Raw genomic sequence first — 23,255 nt, forward strand, 5'->3', positions numbered from 1 at the left:
GACCAATATTGACCAAAGGATTATGATAAGTATAAGTCGAATAGGAAGCTACATACCAACTATAAGGAGGCAAAGACTATGTTAATTCCAACAGTCATCGAACAAACAAACCGCGGGGAACGTGCTTACGATATCTACTCACGTTTGCTAAAAGACCGCATCATTCTTCTCGGGAGCGCGATTGACGATAACGTCGCCAACTCAGTCGTTGCCCAACTTCTGTTCTTAGCAGCAGAAGATCCAGATAAAGAAATCTCGCTTTACATCAACAGCCCAGGTGGTTCGATCACTGCCGGTATGGCGATTTACGATACAATGAACTTCATCAAGCCACAAGTCTCAACGATTTGTATCGGTATGGCAGCATCGATGGGTGCGTTCTTGCTCCAAGCAGGCGCAAAAGGAAAACGTTTCGCGTTACCAAACGCTGAAATCATGATCCACCAACCACTCGGTGGTACACAAGGTCAAGCATCGGATATCAAAATCCATGCGGAGCGTATCATCAAAATGCGTGAGCACCTCAACAAAATCATGGCTGAAAACACAGGACAACCACTTGAAGTCATCGAACGCGATACAGAGCGTGACAACTTCATGTCAGCACAAGCTGCTGCTGATTACGGTCTCATCGACCGCGTCATGGAACGTGCATAAGTCATCCAGAGTGTCTCCTTCGGGAGGCACTTTTTTTGTATTCATAGAAAAGCAAAGCCCTGTCGGTTATCGTTACATACAAAAAAACCTCCCGTTCCTTATAGAACGAGAGGGCGATGATCAGTCGATCAAGTCTGTGATGTCTGAAACGATATCGTGGTTTTCACGAATCAGCGAGTAGATCGCGTTCGCATGTGGCGAAAGCTCTTCTTCTGCTTGTAATTGTTTCAGGAATAAAGATGTTGCGAACGCAACGAGTGTGCTTTTCGGTACACCGATTGATTTTGCTTTTTTTGTTAACACTTCATCAAACTTCGCATCGACTGTCAGCGAAATACGTTTCTTTTCGTTAGCCATTTCAAAAACTCCTTAATTCGAACATTTAGTTGCATCGACTATATATTATAGTAGACTATGGTTCATCCCGCAAGCGACCCTCTTATAAGGCCCCTGTCATCGACTCTCCATTTCGTACTTTTTCAGCGATTTGATCAATCTTCCGCAACCGGTGATTGATCCCTGATTTTGAGATGGAGCCGCTTTCGACCATCTCGCCGAGCTCTTGTAACGTGACGTCTTGATGTGTCACGCGCAAGATCGCGATCTCCTTCAACTTATCCGGTAAGACATCGAGCCCGACCGTCCGCTCAAGGAACTTGATGTTCTCGACTTGGCGTAATGCCGCACCGACCGTTTTGTTGAGGTTTGCCGTCTCACAGTTGACGAGACGATTGACCGAGTTACGCATGTCTTTTAAGATCCGCACATCCTCGAACCGTAGCATCGATTGTGTCGCATCAACGAGCTTGAGGAAATCGGAAATCTTCTCGCTCTCCTTGATGTAGAGGATGTGTCCCTTTTTCCGTTCGATTGCCTTCGCGTTCAAATCAAAGACGTTCGATAGACCACGGAGCGCTGCATTATGTTCTTCATATAAGCTGAAGATCTCCAAGTGATACGACGACGTCGCCGGATTGTTGAGCGAACCTCCGGCGAGGAACGCCCCTCGTAAATAAGCGCGTGCTTTTCGTTCATCGTTGAGAATCGTGTCACTGATCGAACGAATCATCGTGAACCCTTCTCCGAGGATTCCGAGGTCTTGCAAAATCTTATCCGCCTGTTGTTTGACGCGGACGATGTAGACGTTATTCTTTTTCAGACGCATTTTCTTCCGCACGAGCAGATCGAGATGGACTCCGTATGCTTTTTTTAGCAATGAGTAGATTCGACGGGCAATCGAGGCATTCTCCGTCGAGATATCGAGTGTCAGACCACGTCCGAGACCGAACGAGATCGCACCGTTCATCCGGGCGAGCGCTGCGAGTTCCGCCTTCATCTCGTGATCGGTGATTGGAATTTGCGTTAATTCTTTTTTGACTTCTGAGGCAAAGCTCATGTCAGCTCCTCCTTTCCTTCGAGTTGACGCATCCGTCGAATCGACAACACTTTTCGCATGACCAGGCTTGCGACGGCATCTGAGTCATGACGAATGAAGTGATGATTGTAATCGACGATATCGTCTGCCAGCACTTCAACGCCAGCGAGCTCGAATTGTTTTTCATTATAGGTGACGATGTCAGCGTGATCCTTCTGGTATTTCTTCAGGTAACTCGCATCGATCGATTCATTATTGACGATGATCGTATCAACGACGCCTTGTCCGAGGAAGCGTTCAAGTGCCGCTAAATGTTCATTCGCTGTGAACGCCGTCGTCTCGCCGGGTTGTGTCATGACGTTACAAATATAGACGACCGGAGCTAGTGATTGTTGGATCGCTTCCCGAATCTCGTCGATCAGGACGTTCGGGATGATACTCGTATAGAGACTACCCGGACCAAGGACGATGACATCGGCATCAAGAATCGCCTGAATCGCTTCCGGTACCGGACGGACGTCTTGTTCCTCAAGGAAGATCCGTTCGATCTTCTTACCGACCTTCGGAATCAACGACTCGCCTTTGACGATCGTCCCGTCCTCGAACTCAGCACAGAGCGTAATTGTCCGTTCCGTTGCCGGATAGACTTTTCCTTCCGCGTTCAACAGTTGTCCCATGACGCCGATTGCTTCGACGAACGAACCATTACAGAGCTGGGTTGCTGCCGTCAACATCAAATTTCCGAGCGAATGACCATGCAATCCTTCACCGGTCTCGAACCGGTACTGCATGATTCGGTCCATCAACGTCTCCGACTTCGATAAGGAGACAATGACGTTTCGGATATCGCCCGGCGGCAACATGTTGAATTCCGTCCGCAGACGACCAGAACTGCCCCCGTCATCGGCGACCGTGACGATGGCTGTGATGTCGAGCGGATAATGCTTCAGTCCACGAAGAAGCGTCGAGAGTCCTGTCCCGCCACCGACAGCGACGACTTTACGTTCCCATTTCATCACTTCTCCTCCTTCGCATGCACATAATCCCGGTGATTCGTCTCGATGTGATACTGCGTCGCAAATTCTTTACTGATTGCTTCCGCGAACGTAATCGAGCGGTGTTTCCCGCCTGTACAACCGAGGGCGATGACGAGTTGCGACTTCCCTTCCCGCTCGTATTGTGGAATCAGGAACTCGAGCAAATCGACAAGTTTTTTATAGAACAGCTTCGCTTCCGGCCACTGCATGACGTACGACGCGACTTCCTCGTCGAGTCCTGTTTTTGGACGCAGCTCTGGAATGTAGAACGGATTCGGTAAGAAGCGCAGGTCAAAGACGAGATCGGCATCAAGCGGTAAGCCGTGTTTGAAACCGAACGACATGACGTTGACCGTGAACGGAATCCGCGTGCCTTCCGTGAACTCCTTCAAGAGACGCTCTTTCAGTGCAAGCGGCTTGATGTCACTCGTATCAATCAGCATCTGTGCCTTATCACGGAATCCTTCGAGCAACGTCCGCTCCCGTTCGATCCCGATCAATGGGGAATCTGTCGGTGCGAGCGGGTGCGAACGACGCGATTCCTTATAACGACGTACGAGGACATCGTTTCGTGCATCAAGATACAGCATCCGGATTTGTAAGTCCGTTTTCTTTAAATCCTCATAGACGACAAAAAAGCTGTCGATGAAATCACGCGCGCGGGTATCGATGGCAACGGCGATTTTAGGACGCACTTGTCCGATGACTTCGATGAGATGCGGCAGTAACGTCGGGGGTAGATTGTCGACACAAAAATAGCCTAAGTCCTCAAAGCTGTTCATTGCGACAGTCTTCCCAGCCCCACTCATACCCGTGATGATGACAAGTTGCGGTTGATTCTGTTCCATCTTTTCGCCCTCCAGACAACAGTTCCGTGTGTATTTTTCACTTCTTTCTCAGTATATCATAAAAAAAGAGCCAGCTTCACTGAAGTCTCCTTCAATGAAACTGGTTCGATATTATGCGTGTGAGGATTCTTGTAATTCTTCAAGCAACGCTTCGATGAAATGCTGTGCATTTTGCGCTGCGATCGAACCATCATTTGTTGCTGTAACAACTTGGCGCAATGTTTTTTCACGCACGTCACCAGCAGCAAAGATCCCTTTGATGTTCGTTTCCATCGCTTCGTTCGTCACGACGTAGCCTTGGTCGTTCAAGATACCGAGATCTTGGACGTAACCAGTGATTGGGTTCATCCCAATGTAGATGAAGACACCATCGATTGGATGTGTCGTTACGTCAGCTGTTTTTGTATTGATCAGCTCAATGCCGCCGACTTTCCCGTCTTGTTCGTTAATCTGTTTAACCGTATGGTTCCAGATGAAGTCGATTTTCGGGTTGTCGAACGCACGTTTTTGAAGAATCTTTTGAGCGCGGAGCTCGTCACGACGGTGTACGATCGTGACTTTTTTCGCGAAGCGTGTCAAGTAGACGCCTTCTTCCACCGCAGAGTCGCCTCCACCGATGACGAAGAGTTCTTTTTCTTTAAAGAACGCGCCATCACAGACAGCACAGTACGAGACACCGCGACCGCCGAGCTCTTCTTCACCCGGTACGCCGATTTTTTTATATTGTGCACCAGACGCGATGATGATCGCCCGTGCGTAGTAATCTTTGTTGTGTGCATGAATCGTTTTGTATGCTTTACCGTCTTCGATGCTTCGAACGTCTCCGTACGCATATTCTGCGCCGAATGCTTTCGAGTGGTCGAACATTTTTTGCGAGAGATCGGGTCCGAGGATGCTATCGTATCCTGGGTAGTTCTCGATATCTTCTGTGTTCGCCATCTGACCGCCCGGAATCCCGCGTTCGATCATCAATGTCGAAAGGTTCGCACGTGATGCATAAAGTGCGGCTGTCATCCCAGCAGGTCCTGCCCCGATGATGATGACGTCATAAATTTTTTGTTCTGTTTCCGCCATGATTCCACCCCATTTATCGTAATCGTTGTAATTTGAGTATAGGTGAGAATCCCCTAAACGTCTAACACTTTGCTTGTAGCGGTGCCAGCATCCGTTCATGTGTCCGGATCATCGATGCGACGTGATCGAACGAACAATCGACGAGTGATGCACATTCTTCGATCAGCATTCCGTCCCGTAAATCATGGAACAGATAAAGCAGTGATGCAGCGGATGCTTCGATTGAATCGAACGATTCCCCACTTAAGACGAGCTGTGCGAAGCGTTCATAAAAATCCCCTTCGAGACTCATCCGTTCTTCGTCTGAAACGAATCGTTCCGCAAGACGGATCGTCTGCAATGCCCGGTGAATGCGTTCATCCACGACATCAGTCCGTCCTTCCATCTCGATGACAATCTGTTCCGTCAATAACAGGACGTCTTCCTGGTCTGTCACTTCTGGCATCATCGACAATGCAAGCCGTGCTTCAGCATCGTTCAGTTTACCAAGAAGAAGTGCCGTAAAGATCCGTGAAACATCATCTTCCGTCTTCAACGCTTGGATGAGTGCCGAGCGAAACTGCAGGTTGTGGCGGATGTCATACGTATCCGTCTCTTCCTTTAACGCTTGTGCTTCGTCCGACTTCAAGAAAGCCGCTGCTTCTTCGACGTGTCCCGTCTTATAGGCAGAGATCGATAACCAGTGACCAAAGAGTGGGTCTCCCCGGTATCCACGACGCTCGAGCAACTTCAACTCTTCATAGGCGATATCGTATCGACCGATGATCGCTAACGTCGACGCGACCTTATAACGTGTCTCAAGGTGCACGGAACGGACGTGTTCGAGCTGACGAGAGAGACGATGTGCCTCTTCGTCCTGTCCCATCTCGTGTAGCAAGACGAGCGTGTTACAGAGGGCATGCAAATTCCCCGGATTCCCTTCAAGGACCCGTTCGAGGGAAGCGAATGCCTGATCGTTCTCTCCTAAATAGAACTCAACGATTGCAAGGTTGTTGTAGGCAGGCCAGAACGTCGGGTACTGGGCAATCAGTCCAGTCAACGTCTCCTGTGCCGCGAACAGCATCCCTTTATCGATCTGGCGTTGTGCCTGACCATGCAGACGAATCAATTCATCCTCTTCGTCGTCTTCCATCTCTTGTTCAAGATCAATCAGTTCCACGAGTGCGGCCGATGCCTCCGCGTGTTTGCCGTTTGGTGCTTGCTCTAAATATTCCATCGCATGTTGTCGCGCTTCTTCATAAAGTGAGACGTGTGCGTAGTTATTCGCTAAATAAAAGAGTGCTTCCGTATTTGATGCGTCGAGTGCGCGTACTTGTTTCAAGACATCATTCGCATGATTGATTTCTCCTGTCTCGAATAAGACACGGGCATAACGGAGCAAATAACGGATGTCCGCTGGCTGAAGTGTCGTCGCCTCATCTAAATGATAGACGGCTTCGTCCAGTCGCCCTTCCCGGTGCGCCTTCCGTCCGCGGAAATAAAAAAGTTCCGCTTGGCGCGCTGTTATCGCAAAGGGGTCTGCTTTGTATTTGGTTAATTCCATCATGATTCAAGCCCCCATAAATAGTAAACTGGTTTCGTAGTTGCAGACACAAGAATACCCTATCTCTAGGAGGCATGCAACAGAAAAAAACGCCGGAGTTCATCCCCAGCGTTTCGCATAAATCGATTCCAGTTCTTTGTAATTCTCTAAGCATTTTCGTACAAAAGCATCCGTCTCCGGATTCAGTCCTTCAAGACGTGCCACGTCCTTGTCATATGCCTGCCGTAAGCTCGTCGCATAATCCGGAATCTCTCCGTCATACGCATAAACGACTGCGGGCGAAACCGTGATCTTTTCGTGCTTATGCAAGGCGGTCCGGATATGGAAGAGTGGAACATCGACTTGGTTCGGTTGGTGAAGATCTCCTTGAACAGGATGCTTCTCAACAGCCAACACCTCAACGACGAGACCTTGTGGACGTTCGGCGAATAATCTTCCGAAATACTTTCCTGTCTTATACGTAAAGCGGATGTGCGTCATCTTTTTTCCTTCTTCCTTCTCACAGTTTTGTCACATTTCGTGCCGGCGAAGCGGCTGACTCGAGACGCGTTCGTTCGGTGCAATGTCCCGGTGAACAACTGATCCGGCACCAACGACGGCACCATCTCCGATCGTTACGCCCGGTAGGATCGTCACGTTCGCACCGATCAAAACATTGCTTCCGATGACGACGTCACCTAAACGATACTCCGTCGTCAAATATTCATGACAGAGAATCGTAGTATTGAAGCCGATGATCGTATTGTCACCAATCGTGATTCGCTCCGGGAACATCGTGTCTGGCATCACCATCAAGGCAAGCGCCGTCTTCTCCCCGATCTTCATCCGAAGACATGTCCGGTAGAGCGCGTTCTTGAAACGAAGCGACGGAGCAAACCGCCCGATCGTGATGATCGTAAAGCACCACATCACTTTAAAGAACGACACCGTCCGGTACATGTGCCAGAGTGGATTCGTCGTGCCGACCTGAAACCGATCAGTTCGCCGCGCCATTTTGTTCCTCCAGCCAAGCAGCAAGATGATCCATCGAATCAATGATGACGTCCGGCTCGAGGGCTTCTAAGTACGCGCGTCCTTTGATCGCCCAACCGACCGCGACTGTCTTCAATCCCGCGTTCTTACCACCGAGAATGTCCGTATCGTTGTCACCGACCATGATCGTTTCGTCTGCCGTTGATCCAAGCAACTGCATCGCTTTTTCGAACGGCTCGACGGCTGGTTTTTCTTCCGTCACGTCGTCCGCTGCGATGACGGCGTCAAACAGTGACGTCAATCCGAATAACTCGATGCCGCGTAAAGCGACACGACGGCTCTTCGACGTGACGACCGCCATCTTATAACCCGCTTCATGCAGGCGACGTAATCCGTCAAGCACACCCGGATACTCGAGCACGAGCGCGTCATGCATCGCGATGTTGTAGCTCCGGTAAAAGGCAACCATCTCTTTCCACTCTTCTGCGTTCATCGCTGAGAATGATTTTTCAAGCGTTGGACCGATGAACGGAAGCAATTCCGCTTCCGTGAACGTCCGGTCCGGGTAATAGTAACTGAGCGTATGCTCGAAACTTTTTAAGATCAATGGATTCGTATCGATCAACGTTCCATCTAAGTCAAACAGTAACGTGCGAATCATCGATTACTTCGCCTCCTTTTTCGAACCGTCCAAGTAACGAACGGCGTTGCGGCGAACGACCATCATAATCACACCGAAGATGATCAAACAGATCGAGACGATTTGTGCCGTCCGGAGTCCATCCCCCATCATCAGACTGTCCGTCCGGAGTCCTTCAATATAAAAGCGTCCGATCGAGTACCAAATCAGATAACCGAGGAAGACATACCCACGGCGTGGATTGAACTTCATCCGCCAGACGATCAATAGAATGACACCGATGATATTCCAGATGCTTTCATAGAGGAACGTCGGTAAATAGTACGTTCCGTCAATATACATCTGATTGACGATCCAGTTCGGTAAGTGCAGCGTATCTTGTAAGTACGACCATGTCGTTTCGCCACCGTGTGCTTCTTGGTTGAAGAAGTTACCCCAGCGTCCGACGGCTTGTCCGAACAAGAGGGATGGTGCCAAGATATCGGCGATTTGCCAGAACGAGATCTTTTTCTTACGCGTGTAAATGATGACCGTCAAAATCGCGCCGATGATTGCACCGTGGATCGCAATCCCACCTTGGCGGATATTGATGATTTGGTCGAGATGTTGACTATAGTAGTTCCACTCGAACGCAACGTAGTAAATCCGGGCACAGATGATACTGATCGGAATCGACCAGATGACGACATCGACCGCATACTCTTCGTTGAAGCCAATTCGCTTCGATTCGAAGATCGCAATCAGGAGACCGACGACCGCACCGAGTGCGATGACGATGCCGTACCAGTAAATCGGTACAGGACCGAGTTCGATCGCCACGCGGTCAAACGTTGGTTGTACAGAGGCTAAAGTTCCCATCAAAGACCACCATTCCCATCTTCAATTGCTTGCGCGAGACGTCCCGCGAATTCTTCTGCTGTGTTGATGCCCATGTTCTTCAGACGATAGTTCATCGCTGCGACTTCGATGATGACAGCAAGGTTTCGTCCGGGACGAACCGGAATCGTCAGGAACGGAATTTCCGTATCGATGATTTGGAGTGTCTCTTGATCGAGACCGACGCGGTCATAGACTTTCGATTGATCCCAAATCTCGAGGTTACAGACGAGGCTGATCTTCTTATGCGAGCGAACCGCACCTGCACCGAACAACGTCATCACATCGATGATCCCGATTCCACGAATCTCAAGCAGATGTTGAATCAACTTCGGTGCTGTCCCAACGAGAATCCCGTCACCAGTTTGACGAATCTCAACTGAGTCATCTGCCACCAGGCGGTGACCTCGCTTAACGAGTTCGAGTGCCGTTTCCGATTTACCGACACCACTTGCCCCTTTGATGAAGACACCGACACCATAGATATCGACGAGGACACCATGCATCGCCGTCGTTGGCGCAAGTTCCGCTTCGAGGAAGTTCGTGATCTGTGACTCGACCGATGTCGTATGCCCTTTTGTCGTCAACAGTGGCACGTTCGTCTCGTCTGCGGCTTGGATGATCGCTTCCGGTACTTCGAATCCACGCGTGATCAAGATACCAGGTGTTTCATCCGTACAGAGGACATTCGCTCGTTCGCGTTGTTCCTCGTACGTTAAATTATTGAAGAACGTCAATTCTGTTTTTCCGAGAATCTGGAGACGTTCTGCCGGGTAATAGGCATAATAACCGGCAAGCACAAGGCCAGGTCGGCACAAATCAGCCGTCAGAATCGGACGATGTAAGCCCTCTTCTCCCGTGACGATGTGGAGATTGAATTGTTTTACGATTTCAGCTGTTCGCACTTTTGGTTGCACGCTTCGTCAGCCCCTTTCACTTGAAGTATTGTACCATATTTTTATTCGATTCATGGAATTGGATTAGAAGCATGATTTCTTGGGAATGGAATAAAGAGTTAATATTTTGAAGGAGGTTTTGCCGTGATGTCAGGCGGTGGTATCGGATTCATTTTAGTCATTATCTTATTTGCGGTTCTAGCGATTGCTGGTTTCGTCTACCTCATCATCTCACTGATCGATATGTGGAAAGCGTATTCGCGTAATCAAGATCAAACAGCCCTCTTATTCTTCATCATCTCAATCATCGGAATCTTCATCAGCGGTTCATTCATTTCCTACGTCCTCGCGATCATCTTCTATTGGAATCGCGCACGCAGAAAGAGTTGGCTCGGAATCGGTCTGATTCTCGTTTCAATCGTTCTTGCAATCATCGGTGTCATTGCCTTACTCTCGTTCGGTTACGATATGAATAATATCGAAAACATGAACTTTGACGAGCCGATGATGGATCAGGATTACGATTATTGATGTAAGCTACACCCATCCTTTTCAGTGAGGATGGGTGTTTTTGTCTATGCAGCTGACGAAGCCCCGCTCGCGTGACTCCTACAGGAAAAAGTGCGGACGTCCGCGCTGTCAGAGACAAACGAGACCCGGCTTACTCTAGAACGACGTAGCCGCGGCTTGTGTCTCGCCTGAGGAAAGCACGCAAAGCGGATAAGACGTCATAAGAAAAGCGCAACCTCTTTTTCAAGAAGTTGCGCTAGTATGCTTATAACGCTTGTGGACTGAGGTGAACACCGTGCGTGACCGAAATCGTACCTGTCTTCGTATCCGCTTCGACCTCGATTTTTGGTGAACGACCGCGTCCTGAGACGAAATGGAGTTTCCGGTTGACGATCTCTTTTTGATCCCGGATCAATTCCATGTCATCGAGGTTGCAGTTGAGACCACCGAAGTTCGTCTCGAGTTCCCCGTAGACTTCAGCGCCGTGCGGCAACATCAAGGCGATGCTTCCAGCAAGCGACGACGCTTTGACCTTCGCATTTTGCGCTGTCTTCAGCTCGCAGCGGACGTTTCCGTTCGCCGTTTTTAGTTCTGAACGTTCGAAGACACCTGTCGTGATGATTTGTCCATTGGCTGTCTTCGCCTTTAAGACTTTCAACTCCGACTCTTCGATTTCAATCGAACCGTTCGCTGTCGATACTTTGACGTCCTCACTGAACAGATCGCGGACGTTGACTCGACCGTTTGCTGTCATCAGTTGAGCGGATGTCGTGTCGAGTGACGTCAGCGAAATTTCCCCGTTTAGCGTCTGTAAGACGAATGATTCGTAATGACGACGTGGTACTTTCAGATGGACTGTCGCACGGACACTCTTATCCTTCAAACGGATTGAGAGTGTGTTCGCCGAGACCGCGTGTTGAACAGCAGCTTGAAGTTGCTCAAGCGCCTGTTCTTCCGTCACCTGTTGGCGACGGAGCGGACGTCCTGTCACCGTCAATTCGCATTCTTCGAGATCACTCGGTTCGACGACCAAGTTCGCATTGAACAGATCGACGTGAACCGTCTCACCGCTGAACGGGAATTGTTTGACGTAGGTGACGTTCGGACCGGACGCCTGATTAAGCGAAAGATCACTGTCCTTGATTCGGCTGACGAGATTATCGAACGCTGACATGACTTTCGTCGTCAGTGAATCGACGGAATACTGGTCGACCCGATCATATTGTTCTGGTTCATCGACGTACTTATGTTCACTGGCAGAAGTTGCACGTTCGTCGATCGCTTCGAGCCGCTCAAGTTTATCGAGTGCCTCATCAATCGTTAACTTTCCTTCTTTGACTTGCTCCAATATCAATTGACGCATATCTTGCTTCATGAACCGTTCCCTCCTATTCTTGAACCTCAAACGTGTGTTACATGATACTTTCGTTTAAGTTCCCTTAGTTCCTCCCTACGAATCCTCATCCATAAAAGTTTCATGATTCAATTCGTGCCGCATCGCGTTCAAGGACAGGTGCGAGGTATCGTCCCGTGTAAGATGCTTCGACTTCAGCAATCTGTTCCGGTGTACCGGCAGCAACGATTGTTCCGCCACCGTCGCCTCCCTCTGGTCCCAGATCAATCAAGTAGTCTGCCGTCTTGATGACATCTAAGTTGTGTTCGATGACGAGCACCGTATCACCATTATCGACGAGACGTTGCAAGACTTTCAACAGACGCGCGATATCGTGGACGTGGAGTCCTGTCGTCGGCTCATCAAGAATATAGATCGTCTTCCCAGTCGAGCGCTTATGCAACTCGGACGCCAGTTTAACACGTTGGGCTTCCCCGCCAGACAGTTCCGTCGCGGGTTGACCGAGACGCATGTACGTCAGACCGACGTCAGCGATCGTCTGCAATTTCCGCGTGATCTTCGGAATGTTCTCGAAGAAGGCAAGGGCATCTTCAACCGTCATCTCAAGGACATCGGCAATCGTCTTGCCTTTATACTTCACTTCGAGTGTTTCGCGGTTGTAGCGTTTCCCGTGACAGACTTCACACGGAACATAGACGTCCGGTAAGAAGTGCATCTCAATCTTGATGATTCCGTCGCCGCGACACGCTTCACAGCGTCCACCCTTGATGTTGAAACTGAAACGCCCTTTTTTGTAACCACGGAGTTTCGCTTCGTTCGTCGAAGCAAAGACGTCCCGAATGTCATCGAAGACACCGGTATAGGTTGCTGGGTTCGAGCGTGGTGTCCGACCGATTGGTGACTGGTCGATGTCGATGACCTTATCGATTTGATCCAGACCGGTGATTCCTTTATGAGCACCCGGTTTTTCCTTCGCCCGGTTCATCTCGTGCGCGATCGTCTTATAAAGAATTTCATTGATCAAGGTCGATTTCCCGGATCCCGAGACACCGGTCACAGCAACGAACAGACCAAGCGGAATGTCGACATCGACGTTCTTCAAGTTGTTTTCCGATGCTTTGTGGATATGGAGCATCCGACCGTCTGGCTCTTTGCGTGTCGATGGAACAGGAATGAACTTCTTCCCGGACAAGTATTGACCTGTCAACGAGTTCGCATCCTGCATCAACTCTTCCGGTTTCCCGGCTGCCGTGACGAATCCACCGTGATCGCCGGCACCTGGTCCGATATCAATCAAGTAATCGGCTGCCATCATCGTGTCTTCATCGTGCTCGACGACGATCAATGTATTGCCGAGATCACGCATCGCCTTCAGCGTATTGATCAAACGATCATTATCGCGTTGGTGTAAACCGATCGACGGTTCATCAAGAACGTAGAGGACGCCCGTCAGACGCGAACCGATTTGAGTCGCAAGACGAATCCGTTGCGCTTCTCCACCGGACAACGTCCCCGCTGCGCGTGAGATTGTCAGGTAATCGAGACCAACGTTCTCAAGGAACGACGCTCGTTCATGAATCTCACGGACGATCATCCGCGAAATCGTCTGATCCTTCTCACTTAATTTCTCGGGCAGTTCGTCAAAGAACATGACCGCTTGTTTGACAGACATCTTCGTCACTTCACCGATATGGTGATCGGATACTTTGACGGCGAGCGATTCCCGTTTCAAGCGGTGTCCTTTACACGTCGGACATGCCTTCTTCGCCATGTAGCCTTCCATCTGTTCCCGAATATAATCAGACGACGTCTCCTTGAAGCGACGTTGTAAGTTATTGAGGACCCCTTCGAAGTAGAGGTTCGTATTTCGGACCATCCCGAAGTCATTCTCATAACGGAAGTGGATCTCTTCCTTCGTGTTTCCGTTCAAGATCGTTTCGCGATGTTCTTCTGACAACTGTTCGAACGGTGTATCCATATCGATCTTGAAATGGTCACAGACCGCTTTGAGCAATTGAGGATAATACTGCGAACTTGTCGGTTCCCAGGCAACGATTGCCCCTTCGTTCAATGACTTATCGGGATGTGGCACGACGAGATCGACATCGACCTCAAGCTTCGTTCCGAGACCGTCACATGACGTACAAGCACCAAACGGTGAGTTGAACGAGAACATGCGTGGTTCGAGTTCGCCGATCGAGAAGCCACAGATCGGACAAGCATGGTGTTCACTGAACAACAGTTCGTTGCCGTCCATCGTATCGACGATGACCCGACCGTCCGCGAGGCGAAGGGCAGTCTCGAGTGAGTCCGCCAGACGGGCTTCGACGTCTGGTCGCACGACGACACGGTCGACGACGACTTCAATTGAGTGTTTCTTGTTTTTCTCAAGCGTGATCTCTTCGGCGAGATCCATCGTCTCTCCGTTGACACGGACGCGGACGAAGCCTTCCTTCTTCAAATCGTCGAGAACCTTGACGTGCGTCCCTTTGCGTCCGGAAACGATTGGCGCGAGAATTTGCAGGCGGGTCCGCTCCGGCAACTCCATCACTTGGTCGACCATCTGACTGATCGTCTGGCTCGAAATCTCGATTCCATGATTTGGACAAATCGGTTTACCAATTCGTGCGTACAATAGACGCAAATAATCATAGATCTCTGTGACCGTTCCAACCGTCGAACGCGGGTTTTTACTCGTCGTCTTTTGGTCGATCGAGATCGCCGGACTCAGTCCTTCGATCGTGTCGACATCTGGTTTATCCATTTGTCCGAGGAATTGACGGGCATAGGCAGATAAACTTTCGACATAACGCCGTTGTCCTTCAGCGTAGATCGTGTCGAAGGCAAGAGACGATTTCCCTGACCCGGACAAGCCCGTCAAGACGACGAGCTGATCGCGGGGAATTTCGACATCGATGTTTTGTAGATTATTGACGCGAGCGCCTTTGATGATAATCTGATTCTTCTTTTCTCCCAACTTAGGCACCTGCTTTCAATTCTAATATGAGGTCGCGGAGCTCGGCAGCTCGTTCGAACTGCATGTCTTTCGCCGCTTGACGCATCTCTTGGTCGAGCTGCTCAAGCAACGTTTCGCGCTCCGGTTTTTTGAGTTTGTTGAACTTCTCGAGTTTTTCGACAGTATCGTCGCTCTCGATCGTCGTGCTGATGACACCACGGACATCTTTTTTGATCGTCTGCGGCGTAATGCCATGTTCTTCATTGAACGCCATCTGGATCGCGCGACGGCGTTCCGTCTCATCGATCGCGCGTTGCATCGAATCGGTTACTTTATCGGCAAACAAGATGACGTGTCCTTCCGAGTTCCGAGCCGCCCGACCAATCGTCTGAATCAGCGAACGGTCCGAACGGAGGAAGCCTTCCTTATCGGCATCAAGAATCGTCACGAGTGAGACTTCCGGAATATCGAGTCCTTCTCGTAACAAGTTGATCCCGACGAGGACATCGTATTTTCCGAGTCGTAAGTCACGGATGATTTCAATCCGTTCCAGCGTCTTGATCTCCGAGTGCATATAGTTGACCTTGACACCATTCTCTTTCAAGTAATCGGTCAAATCTTCTGCCATCTTCTTCGTCAGTGTCGTCACGAGAACACGTTCGTTCTTCGCGACCCGGTCACGGATGTTGTCCATCAAGTAATCAATTTGTCCCGTGATCGGATGAATCTCGATCGTCGGATCGACAAGACCGGTCGGACGGATGATTTGCTCGACCATCTCTTTTGAATGTTCGAGTTCGTATGGTCCTGGTGTCGCCGAGATATAGATCGCCTGACTGACTTTTTCCTCGAACTCCTCGAACCGTAGCGGACGGTTGTCTTTTGCCGACGGAAGACGGAAGCCGTGATCGACGAGGACTTGTTTTCGTGCTTGGTCACCGTTGTACATCCCGCGAATTTGCGGCAGTGTGACGTGCGACTCATCGGCAACGAGTAAGAAGTCCTTCGGGAAGTAATCGAGCAACGTATACGGTGTTGCCCCTTCTGGCATCAAGTTCAAATGACGCGAGTAGTTCTCGATTCCGGAACAATAGCCCATCTCACGCATCATCTCGAGATCGTAGTTCGTCCGTTGTTCGAGCCGTTGCGCTTCGAGCAACTGATTGTCTTCGCGTAACTTCGCAAGCTGGACCTCTAGTTCCTTCTCGATGTTCGCGATCGCTTTTTGCAGACGGGTATCCCCCGTCACGAAGTGGGACGCCGGGAAGATCGAGATGTGCTCGCGGTCAGCAACGATCTCACCTGTCAGCGGATCCATGTCACGGATCCGTTCGATCTCGTCACCGAAGAACTCGACCCGGACACACTGTTCGTCGCGGGACGCCGGGAAGATTTCGACGACGTCTCCGCGGACGCGGAACCGTCCGCGCTGGAAATCGATGTCATTACGCTCATACTGAATGTCGATCAAGCGACGGAGCATCTCGTTTCGCCCCATCTCATTGCCGACACGCAGTGACAAGACGTGGTTGTTGTACTCTTCCGGGTTACCGAGACCATAGATACACGAAACAGAAGCAACGATCAAGACGTCCTCCCGTTCGAACAGGGCGGACGTCGCCGAGTGACGTAGTTTATCAATCTCATCGTTGATCGAAGAGTCCTTCTCAATGAACGTATCCGTCGATGGGACATACGCTTCCGGTTGGTAATAATCATAAAAACTAACGAAGTATTCGACCGCATTGTTCGGGAAGAATTCCTTGAACTCCGAGTAGAGTTGTCCCGCTAGTGTTTTGTTGTGGGCAAGGACGAGCGTCGGTTTCTTGATTTCCTTGATGACGTTCGAGACCGTGAACGTCTTCCCGGTACCGGTCGCCCCAAGCAACGTCTGATGTCGTTCGCCTTGTTTTAGCCCAGTCACCAATTTTTCGATTGCCGTCGGCTGATCACCGCCTGGCTCAAATGGTGAAACGAGTTCAAAATCCATCGTTTGCTTCCCCCTCATCACGTAAAAAATCTATTTTTATTGTACCACTTTACGAACAAACATTCGATTATGAAGTGCTCCTTTTAGGAAGTTACCCTTTTTTTCGAAAATGCAAAAGTTTCTTTTTGCTTCGAGTGTTGATCCTCGATATTTCTGCCGACAAAAAAATCCCCGTCACGGCTGTTCCGTGACAGGGATGTACTAATTTAATGCAAGGACCGCACTTTAGTGCGACCATGGACCGGCTCGTTGACGAACAGAATACCAAGTTCATGATGATCTTGTTCATAGAAGGCACGTTGCGCAAACCGGATGTCGCCGTTATGGTTCATGACTTCAAGACGCAGATACGGTTTGTGTTTTTGGATGGCTTCGTAGAACGATGTTTCCGAATCGACCTTCTCACCATTGACTTTATAAATCGCTTCGCCCGGAATCAAGCCCATCTCGGCAGCTGGTTTATCAGGTAGCGTTCCGAGAATGACGGCACCACGCGTTCCATTGAGGAACAATGGGGTCTGTGCCCGGTTCAATCGTTTGACCCGCTGGTGCAACACAATGTGCAGGACGAGCAACAAAACGATTCCGTACAGCCATTCCGCTTGTCCGGTGACGTATGCAAGAACCGTTAAGAGAATCGCGACGAGACTCGTAATCAAACGTCCTTGAACGAGCGGACGCATCAATTCTTTCGGCAGCTTACCCGTAAAGAGGAAGCTGAAGCCGATTGGTAACCAGAGAACGATCGGAACGAGCTCTGGGAAGCTGTAACGTGGCCACCAGGCTTCAAGCACGTCGCCCGGAACAAAGACGAGCAAAGGCAATAGCCAAAGTTTATTCGCTGACAGCCCACCGATGAAGCGACCACGCTTCGAGACGACGAGTGACGGTGACAGGCGTCGTTGCCCGCGCCACCAGACGAGTAGACATTCCGCGACGAGCGTTAACGTCGCAAGCAATAAAATCATTTTCGGCTCAACCGCTCGAACCGGATCAAGACGTGAATCCATTAGGAACCAGCCAGCAAGTCCAAGCAAGACGATCGGCCAAAGCGGTACGTTCAAGCGAACGATGCCAATCAACAACAACACACTCGAAAGCGCTAGTAACAACAAAGCGTATTGTGGTGTCACCGTCAATCCAAGCCAGCCACTGACGACGGATAAGACGAGACCAATTAGTAACCCGGGTAAAAGTGTTTCGAGGACATCGCTTCGTTTACCGTGTGTCCGGGAGCGGAACAATCCGCGTTCCCGTTTGACACGCCGGATGCCGATGACCCAACTGACAAGGAGTGCTAACCACAAGGTCGGACTGGCGATGAGACTAATCGCGGTCCAACCAATTTCATCGAGTAATTCCACGCGCATTCAGACCTCTTTCCATTCCTTATTATTGAGCAGCGACCTCGAGTGCTTTTTTCCGCTGGACGTCATTTTTGTCGTCCTCGAGTTTCTTCAGGAGACGTGTCTCCATCTCACCCGCTGTCTGCTGATCGATTTTTCCAGTGACGTCGAGTTTCGCATCCTTTTGCAAAGCTTCGACGGCTTGCTTCATCGTGTCACCGAAATACCCATCCTGTCCTTTTGGCTCGTAACCGATTGCTTCGAGGACCAGGTGAGCGTTTTCGACCGATTTTCCATAATCACCGACTTCAAGTGACTTTTGGTCAGTCAAAATCTTCGTGACGTTGAAGTATGCTGGTTGCTTGACTTCAATCGTTGGCTTGACCCCTTTTTTATGGATCCAGTTACCGTCCGGCGTCAGCCATTTGTTCGTCGTCAACTTCAAATCACTACCATCCTTCAAATCATACGCACTTTGAACGATTCCTTTACCGAACGATTTTGTACCGACGACCGCAGCCCCGGCACCTTCCTTCAGACCGGCTGCCAGAATCTCGGACGCGGACGCGGATCCGCCATCTTCGAGTACGACGATGTTATAAGGTTTCTTCTCGTCTGCCTTCCCGAATTCCTGCTGCCGCTCCCCTTTATTGTTCTCGACTTGATAAATCGGAACGTCCTTCGGAATGAACGGTGCAATCATGCTTGAGACAGCCGTCAAAAGACCGCCCGGATTCCCACGAACGTCGATGACGAGTCCATCGATGTTCTGACTCTCAAGTTTCGCGAGCCCCTTTTCGAACTCTTTAGCCGTCGGTTCTGAGAACTGCGTCACTTGCAAGACACCAATCTTCTTCCCGTTGACGTCCTCAGTCGACGTATAGACCGTCTCAATCGGAATCGTATCCCGTTTGATCGTGATGTCCATCGCGTCTTGTCCACTTCGCTGAATCGTCAGGACGACGTTCGTTCCTTTTTCACCACGGATTTTCTTGACCGCTTGATCCGTCTTTTGCCCTTTCGTCGACTTGCCGTCGATTTCTAAGATGACGTCACCCGGTTTGATCCCGGCTTTTTCAGCAGGTGATCCCTTAATCGGTGAAACGATGACGATCGACTCGCCTTTTTGTTCAAGCGTCGCACCGATCCCTTCGAACGAAGACGATAGATTCGTATTGAACGATGCCGTCTCCGACTCATCCATATAGACGGAATACGGATCGTCAAGCACTTCCGCCATACCGGACAACGCACCGTCCAGCAGTTCTTTATCCGTTACGTCCTCTAGATAGTTCTGTTCGATCATTTGACGGACCTGATCGACTTTTTTCCAATCACCCGTCGCATTCGCCGACGACGATGACGTCGAGACAGAATCCGTTCCGCCAGCCGCTAACATCCCGACGGCGCCTGCCCCTAAACCAAGCCCGAAGGTACTGACCGCGATGACTGCTGTTGTAGATTTTTTCACGCTTGATTCCCCACTTCCATTAAAAACGCAGTATTTTTTTCAGTATAGCAAAAAAAGATAGGTTACCCTATCTTTTCGGTATTCTATGGGATGTCAAAAGATGTACGGTGCCGGATCCACTGCATTTGGTTGCCCGACCGCCCATTCTCCCTTATGCAATTCGAAATGCAGATGCGGTCCTGTTGACCAGCCAGTTGAGCCGAGCGTCCCGACCGTTTGACCTGGCATGACCGTTTGACCCGCCGACACACTGATCGAGTCGAGATGCGCATAGACGGTCGTATAGACCTGTCTGTCGATCAAATGCGTCACCATGACGACATTTCCGTACCCGGTCGCACTACCGGCACGGAGGACGATCCCACCGGCTGCCGCATGAATCGGAGTCCCTTTCGCATTGACGAGATCGATGCCCGTATGCAACTCCGGTTTCCCTGTCAACGGATTGTTCCGCGGACCAAATGGTGACGACACATAGCCTTTGACTGGTAAGTGGAACGGTCGACTGACGTCGACATCAACACTCGTATCCGGTGTTGCACTTGGCGTCTCGGTCTCAGGAACCGACGTCTCTGTTTTAGGTGTCTCTGCTTTCGGCGCCTCTTTCTGTTCCTGTTGCGCTGCTGCCTCTCGTGCAGCTTCAGCAGCTTCTGCGGCTTCCGCTTGACGTTTGGCTTCTGCTGCCCGCGCGGCTTCTTCGGCTTTGCGTTTCGCCTCTTCTTTTGCTTTTCGCTCCGCTTCTTGCAAGGCGATCAATTCGTTTTGGATCAGACGACGCTGATCCGCAAGGATTTCCGCCTCTTCGGCTTTTGAGAACTGCTCTTGTTGTAGTTCCTTGACCTTCGTGTTCAACTGGACGACGAGCTTCCGCTTCAAATCAGACTCCGCGATGATCCGCGTCTGAAGCACGAGTAACTTCCGTTGTTCCTGTTTCATGCTCTCCAGTAATAACGCTTGTTCCGAGCGCTGTTCGCTCAGTTGCTTGACGTTTGCCTTATAGGCTTGCAAGACATTATCATCTTGCTTGATGATCTCGCTGACCGTACTGAAACGCGAAATCAAATCACCAAAATCCTTTGCATCGAGCAGGACCTCGATGTATTTGACGTCTCCTTTTTGCTGGACGGCACGCAATCGGCTTCCGAGCAAATCTTCTTGCTGATGCAGTTCCTTCAACGTCTCGGAAATCGCTTCTTCCGTCAGACGCAATTGTTCCTTGGATGCAGCAACAGCCGCTTGTTGATCGGCTATTTTAAGCGCTAAATCATCCAAACGGCTGTTGACTTCATCCAGTTGCGCACGGGCTTCCTTGCGCTCCTGTTTCGTCAAGATTAACTTCTCTGATGTCTGATTCTGTGATCGTTCCGTCTCTTTCAGACGGCTTTCGACCTCCTGTTGTTCCTTCAGCAAATCTTCTTTCGACGTGGCATCAACGGACACACTAGTTCCAATCAAAGCTAAGCTCAGGACGGCAGAATAGAATCGGACTTTCATGAGAAGCATCTCTCCTCTATTTTATTTTTGAGTGAATCACTTAAATCTTCAAGAAACGACCGAGTGATGTCGTCGATCCCCATACACCGATGAATGCACCGAGTCCGAGTAGAATCAAGACGACTTGTGCCGACAGTTCACCTGGTGGAATCAGCGAGAAGATTCCCGCATTCACGGTAGCAAGTTGCGGTTGGATCGCGTTGTATGAGACTTCGTAACCGAAGTAGACGACGACGATCGGGATGATGGCACCTAATATGCCCATCAATAATCCTTCGACGAAGAACGGTGCACGGATGAATCCGTTTTTCGCTCCGACGAGGCGCATGATCTCGATTTCCCGGCGACGGGAGAAGATCGTGACTTTGATCGTGTTCGAAATGAGGAACATTGCCATGAATGTCAATCCGACGATCAGGATGATTCCACCGATCCGAACTCCTTCAAGGAAGTTAAACATCTTTTTAACATAGTCCTTACCATATTCGACACTATCTACATTTTCCATTTTTTTGATGGAATTTGCAAGTGTTTCTGTCTCTTTTGGTGAGGTAGCTTTGACGATATATCGGTCGTGAAGTGGGTTATCCTTTTCAACCGACTGATAAGCTTGTGAGCCTTCGCCAAGTTGCTCCTTGAAGCGGTCCAGTTCTTCTTCTTTCGAACTATAACGAACAGAGTTGACACCCGGCATCTGCTTGAGGGAGTCACCCACTGCATCAATCTTCGACTGGTCTGCTTCCCGTTCGACGAACACTTGGATTTCAACGTCTTTTTCGACGTTATCGGAAATCTTGTTGACGTTGAACATGAGCATCGCGAATATTCCTACGAGAAGTAAAGTGACGGTAACAGCACTGACAGAAGCGAATGTCATCCAGCCGTTCCGGACGAGACCTTTTGCCCCTTCCCGTAAATGACGGAATCCATTAAACTTCATAGCCGTACATTCCTTTCTCTTCGTCTCGGACGATTTTTCCTCCGTCGATCGCTAAGACACGATGACGCATCTTGTTAACGATGTCTCGGTTGTGTGTCGCCATTACGACCGTTGTCCCACGGCGATAGATCTCTTCGAACACTTCCATGATCTCCCATGCTGTATCCGGGTCTAGGTTCCCAGTCGGCTCATCGGCGATGACGAGTGACGGACGATTGACGATGGCTCTCGCGATCGAGATCCGTTGTTGTTCGCCCCCAGATAATTCGTCCGGATAGTTGCGCTCTTTATGCTTGAGCTTCACGAGATCGAGGACCTCGAGGACTTTCTTCCGGATTTGTGCTTTGTCTTCTCCTACGACTTCTAGCGCGAAGGCAACATTTTCATAAACCGTCAATGACGGGAGTAGTTTGAAATCTTGGAAGATGACGCCGATTTGGCGACGAAGTTCGGGGATTTGACGGTTTTTCAGCTTACCGACTTCGATTCCTTTAAATAAAAATGAACCGCTCGTGGGTTTCTCTTCGCGGTACATCATTTTCATGAATGTTGATTTACCCGCACCCGACGGACCGACGATATAGACGAATTCGCCTTGATTGATCGTCAAATCGACCTCACGGAGTGCCGTGACGCCGTTCGGATAAATCTTACTGATTCGTTGCATCTTGATCACGTACTTCACATCCTTACTTATTTACTGATGCTGAATGGATAGGTCTAAAAACCTACCGACCACCATTATAACAGGGACAAAATTGAACGCACATTACAATCAAATGTCATTTCAGGCGATTATACCACAAAAAAGAGGCACGAATGACGAACACATGTCGTGTGTGTCATCTCGTACCCCATCATATCCCATAATTACTTTTTCTCAGCGAGCCAGTCAGCAACGGCAACGATTTCTTCATCCTCTTTGAGGATTCCAGCAGGCATTTGCCCTTTCCCGTTCTTGATGATCTCTTGGATCTCTTCTGAAGAGTACTTCGAGCCGACCTTCGTCAGGTTCGGTCCGACATTTCCTTCAAGGTTGTTCCCGTGACACGATGCACAGTTGTTCGCGAAGATTTTTTCCGCATCGACGGCTGTTTCCGTCTTCGACGAATCATCGTTCATCGTCGACTCTTCCTTCGTGCTTGACGAATCGCTAGAGCTTGAGTCGTCACTACCACCACATGCTGCGAGTGCAAGTGTCGTGCCTAACCCTAACGCGAGTAACAAGTTTTTCAGCTTCATCCGGATATCCCCCTCTGTAAGTATCTAAGTAAAC

At 49.9% G+C, this 23,255-nt stretch carries 21 protein-coding genes and 1 pseudogene; 2 read left to right on the forward strand and 20 right to left on the reverse strand.

Annotated features, from left to right (window positions below):
- Window positions 1–72: 72 nt before the first annotated feature.
- Window positions 73–657: pseudogene (gene clpP / locus KNQ11_RS09520) on the forward strand (ATP-dependent Clp endopeptidase proteolytic subunit ClpP); the annotation flags it as partial.
- Window positions 658–777: 120 nt separating this feature from the next.
- Here the strand turns inward: clpP and KNQ11_RS09525 are convergent.
- From KNQ11_RS09525 to hprK, 11 genes are all read right to left on the reverse strand, one after another.
- Window positions 778–1,014, reverse strand: a complete 237-nt coding sequence (locus KNQ11_RS09525) for a hypothetical protein (protein ID WP_023469221.1) — start codon at window positions 1,012–1,014, stop codon at window positions 778–780.
- Window positions 1,015–1,096: 82 nt separating this feature from the next.
- Window positions 1,097–2,053 carry a DNA-binding protein WhiA gene (whiA, locus tag KNQ11_RS09530; RefSeq protein WP_023469222.1) on the reverse strand — a complete coding sequence of 319 codons (957 nt, stop codon included), beginning with the start codon at window positions 2,051–2,053 and terminating at the stop codon, window positions 1,097–1,099.
- Window positions 2,050–3,048, reverse strand: coding sequence for a gluconeogenesis factor YvcK family protein (locus tag KNQ11_RS09535; RefSeq protein WP_035409984.1), 999 nt, complete (start codon window positions 3,046–3,048; stop codon window positions 2,050–2,052). Before KNQ11_RS09535 ends, whiA begins: the two co-directional genes overlap by 4 nt.
- Window positions 3,048–3,917: an RNase adapter RapZ gene (gene rapZ / locus KNQ11_RS09540; RefSeq protein WP_050678698.1), complete on the reverse strand. Its 870-nt coding sequence runs from the start codon at window positions 3,915–3,917 to the stop codon at window positions 3,048–3,050. Before rapZ ends, KNQ11_RS09535 begins: the two co-directional genes overlap by 1 nt.
- Before the next feature lie 111 nt (window positions 3,918–4,028).
- The gene (trxB, locus tag KNQ11_RS09545) at window positions 4,029–4,991 is read right to left on the reverse strand and encodes a thioredoxin-disulfide reductase (protein WP_023469225.1); all 963 of its coding nucleotides are present in this window, start codon (window positions 4,989–4,991) and stop codon (window positions 4,029–4,031) included.
- Between the two features lie 61 nt (window positions 4,992–5,052).
- The gene (locus KNQ11_RS09550) at window positions 5,053–6,537 is read right to left on the reverse strand and encodes a tetratricopeptide repeat protein (protein ID WP_035396300.1); all 1,485 of its coding nucleotides are present in this window, start codon (window positions 6,535–6,537) and stop codon (window positions 5,053–5,055) included.
- A 96-nt stretch (window positions 6,538–6,633) separates the two neighbouring features.
- Complete coding sequence (kapB, locus tag KNQ11_RS09555) at window positions 6,634–7,014, reverse strand: sporulation phosphorelay system protein KapB (RefSeq protein ID WP_023469227.1); 381 nt, start codon at window positions 7,012–7,014, stop codon at window positions 6,634–6,636.
- A gap of 30 nt (window positions 7,015–7,044) precedes the next feature.
- Window positions 7,045–7,527, reverse strand: coding sequence for an acyltransferase (locus KNQ11_RS09560; RefSeq protein ID WP_035396297.1), 483 nt, complete (start codon window positions 7,525–7,527; stop codon window positions 7,045–7,047).
- Entirely contained in the window at window positions 7,511–8,167 is a 657-nt protein-coding gene (ppaX, locus tag KNQ11_RS09565; protein ID WP_214723895.1) for a pyrophosphatase PpaX, read from the reverse strand. Before ppaX ends, KNQ11_RS09560 begins: the two co-directional genes overlap by 17 nt.
- 3 nt (window positions 8,168–8,170) lie before the next feature.
- The gene (gene lgt / locus KNQ11_RS09570) at window positions 8,171–9,004 is read right to left on the reverse strand and encodes a prolipoprotein diacylglyceryl transferase (protein ID WP_214723897.1); all 834 of its coding nucleotides are present in this window, start codon (window positions 9,002–9,004) and stop codon (window positions 8,171–8,173) included.
- Window positions 9,004–9,939 (reverse strand): HPr(Ser) kinase/phosphatase, encoded by a 936-nt coding sequence (gene hprK / locus KNQ11_RS09575; protein ID WP_035396292.1) that lies wholly within the window; start codon window positions 9,937–9,939, stop codon window positions 9,004–9,006. Before hprK ends, lgt begins: the two co-directional genes overlap by 1 nt.
- 126 nt (window positions 9,940–10,065) lie before the next feature.
- On the opposite strand from hprK, the gene KNQ11_RS09580 reads away from it, so the two are divergent.
- Complete coding sequence (locus KNQ11_RS09580; RefSeq protein WP_149428157.1) at window positions 10,066–10,449, forward strand: hypothetical protein; 384 nt, start codon at window positions 10,066–10,068, stop codon at window positions 10,447–10,449.
- Window positions 10,450–10,693: 244 nt separating this feature from the next.
- Here the strand turns inward: KNQ11_RS09580 and KNQ11_RS09585 are convergent, their stop codons facing one another.
- The 9 genes from KNQ11_RS09585 to cccB form a co-directional block, all read right to left on the reverse strand.
- A complete protein-coding gene (locus tag KNQ11_RS09585) occupies window positions 10,694–11,803 on the reverse strand; it encodes a DUF4097 family beta strand repeat-containing protein (protein WP_149427770.1) in 1,110 nt (369 codons plus the stop codon).
- 100 nt (window positions 11,804–11,903) lie between these two features.
- Window positions 11,904–14,759, reverse strand: coding sequence for an excinuclease ABC subunit UvrA (uvrA, locus tag KNQ11_RS09590; protein ID WP_133207887.1), 2,856 nt, complete (start codon window positions 14,757–14,759; stop codon window positions 11,904–11,906).
- A 1-nt stretch (window position 14,760) separates the two neighbouring features.
- A complete protein-coding gene (uvrB, locus tag KNQ11_RS09595; RefSeq protein WP_023469235.1) occupies window positions 14,761–16,728 on the reverse strand; it encodes an excinuclease ABC subunit UvrB in 1,968 nt (655 codons plus the stop codon).
- A 206-nt stretch (window positions 16,729–16,934) separates the two neighbouring features.
- A complete protein-coding gene (locus tag KNQ11_RS09600) occupies window positions 16,935–18,098 on the reverse strand; it encodes a PDZ domain-containing protein (protein WP_214727780.1) in 1,164 nt (387 codons plus the stop codon).
- Between the two features lie 22 nt (window positions 18,099–18,120).
- Entirely contained in the window at window positions 18,121–19,545 is a 1,425-nt protein-coding gene (locus KNQ11_RS09605; protein ID WP_149427772.1) for a S41 family peptidase, read from the reverse strand.
- Between the two features lie 93 nt (window positions 19,546–19,638).
- Window positions 19,639–21,039 (reverse strand): M23 family metallopeptidase, encoded by a 1,401-nt coding sequence (locus KNQ11_RS09610; RefSeq protein ID WP_149427773.1) that lies wholly within the window; start codon window positions 21,037–21,039, stop codon window positions 19,639–19,641.
- Between the two features lie 40 nt (window positions 21,040–21,079).
- The gene (gene ftsX, locus KNQ11_RS09615; protein ID WP_058704575.1) at window positions 21,080–21,979 is read right to left on the reverse strand and encodes a permease-like cell division protein FtsX; all 900 of its coding nucleotides are present in this window, start codon (window positions 21,977–21,979) and stop codon (window positions 21,080–21,082) included.
- A complete protein-coding gene (gene ftsE / locus KNQ11_RS09620; protein ID WP_035410018.1) occupies window positions 21,969–22,655 on the reverse strand; it encodes a cell division ATP-binding protein FtsE in 687 nt (228 codons plus the stop codon). The genes ftsX and ftsE overlap by 11 nt, the downstream gene beginning before the upstream one ends.
- A 194-nt stretch (window positions 22,656–22,849) precedes the next feature.
- Window positions 22,850–23,221: a cytochrome c551 gene (gene cccB / locus KNQ11_RS09625; RefSeq protein ID WP_208796364.1), complete on the reverse strand. Its 372-nt coding sequence runs from the start codon at window positions 23,219–23,221 to the stop codon at window positions 22,850–22,852.
- Window positions 23,222–23,255: the final 34 nt, after the last annotated feature.

Origin of the sequence: Exiguobacterium sp. s39 (assembly GCF_018618925.1) — a bacterium.
In the GTDB taxonomy this organism is placed as follows: domain Bacteria; phylum Bacillota; class Bacilli; order Exiguobacteriales; family Exiguobacteriaceae; genus Exiguobacterium_A; species Exiguobacterium_A abrahamii.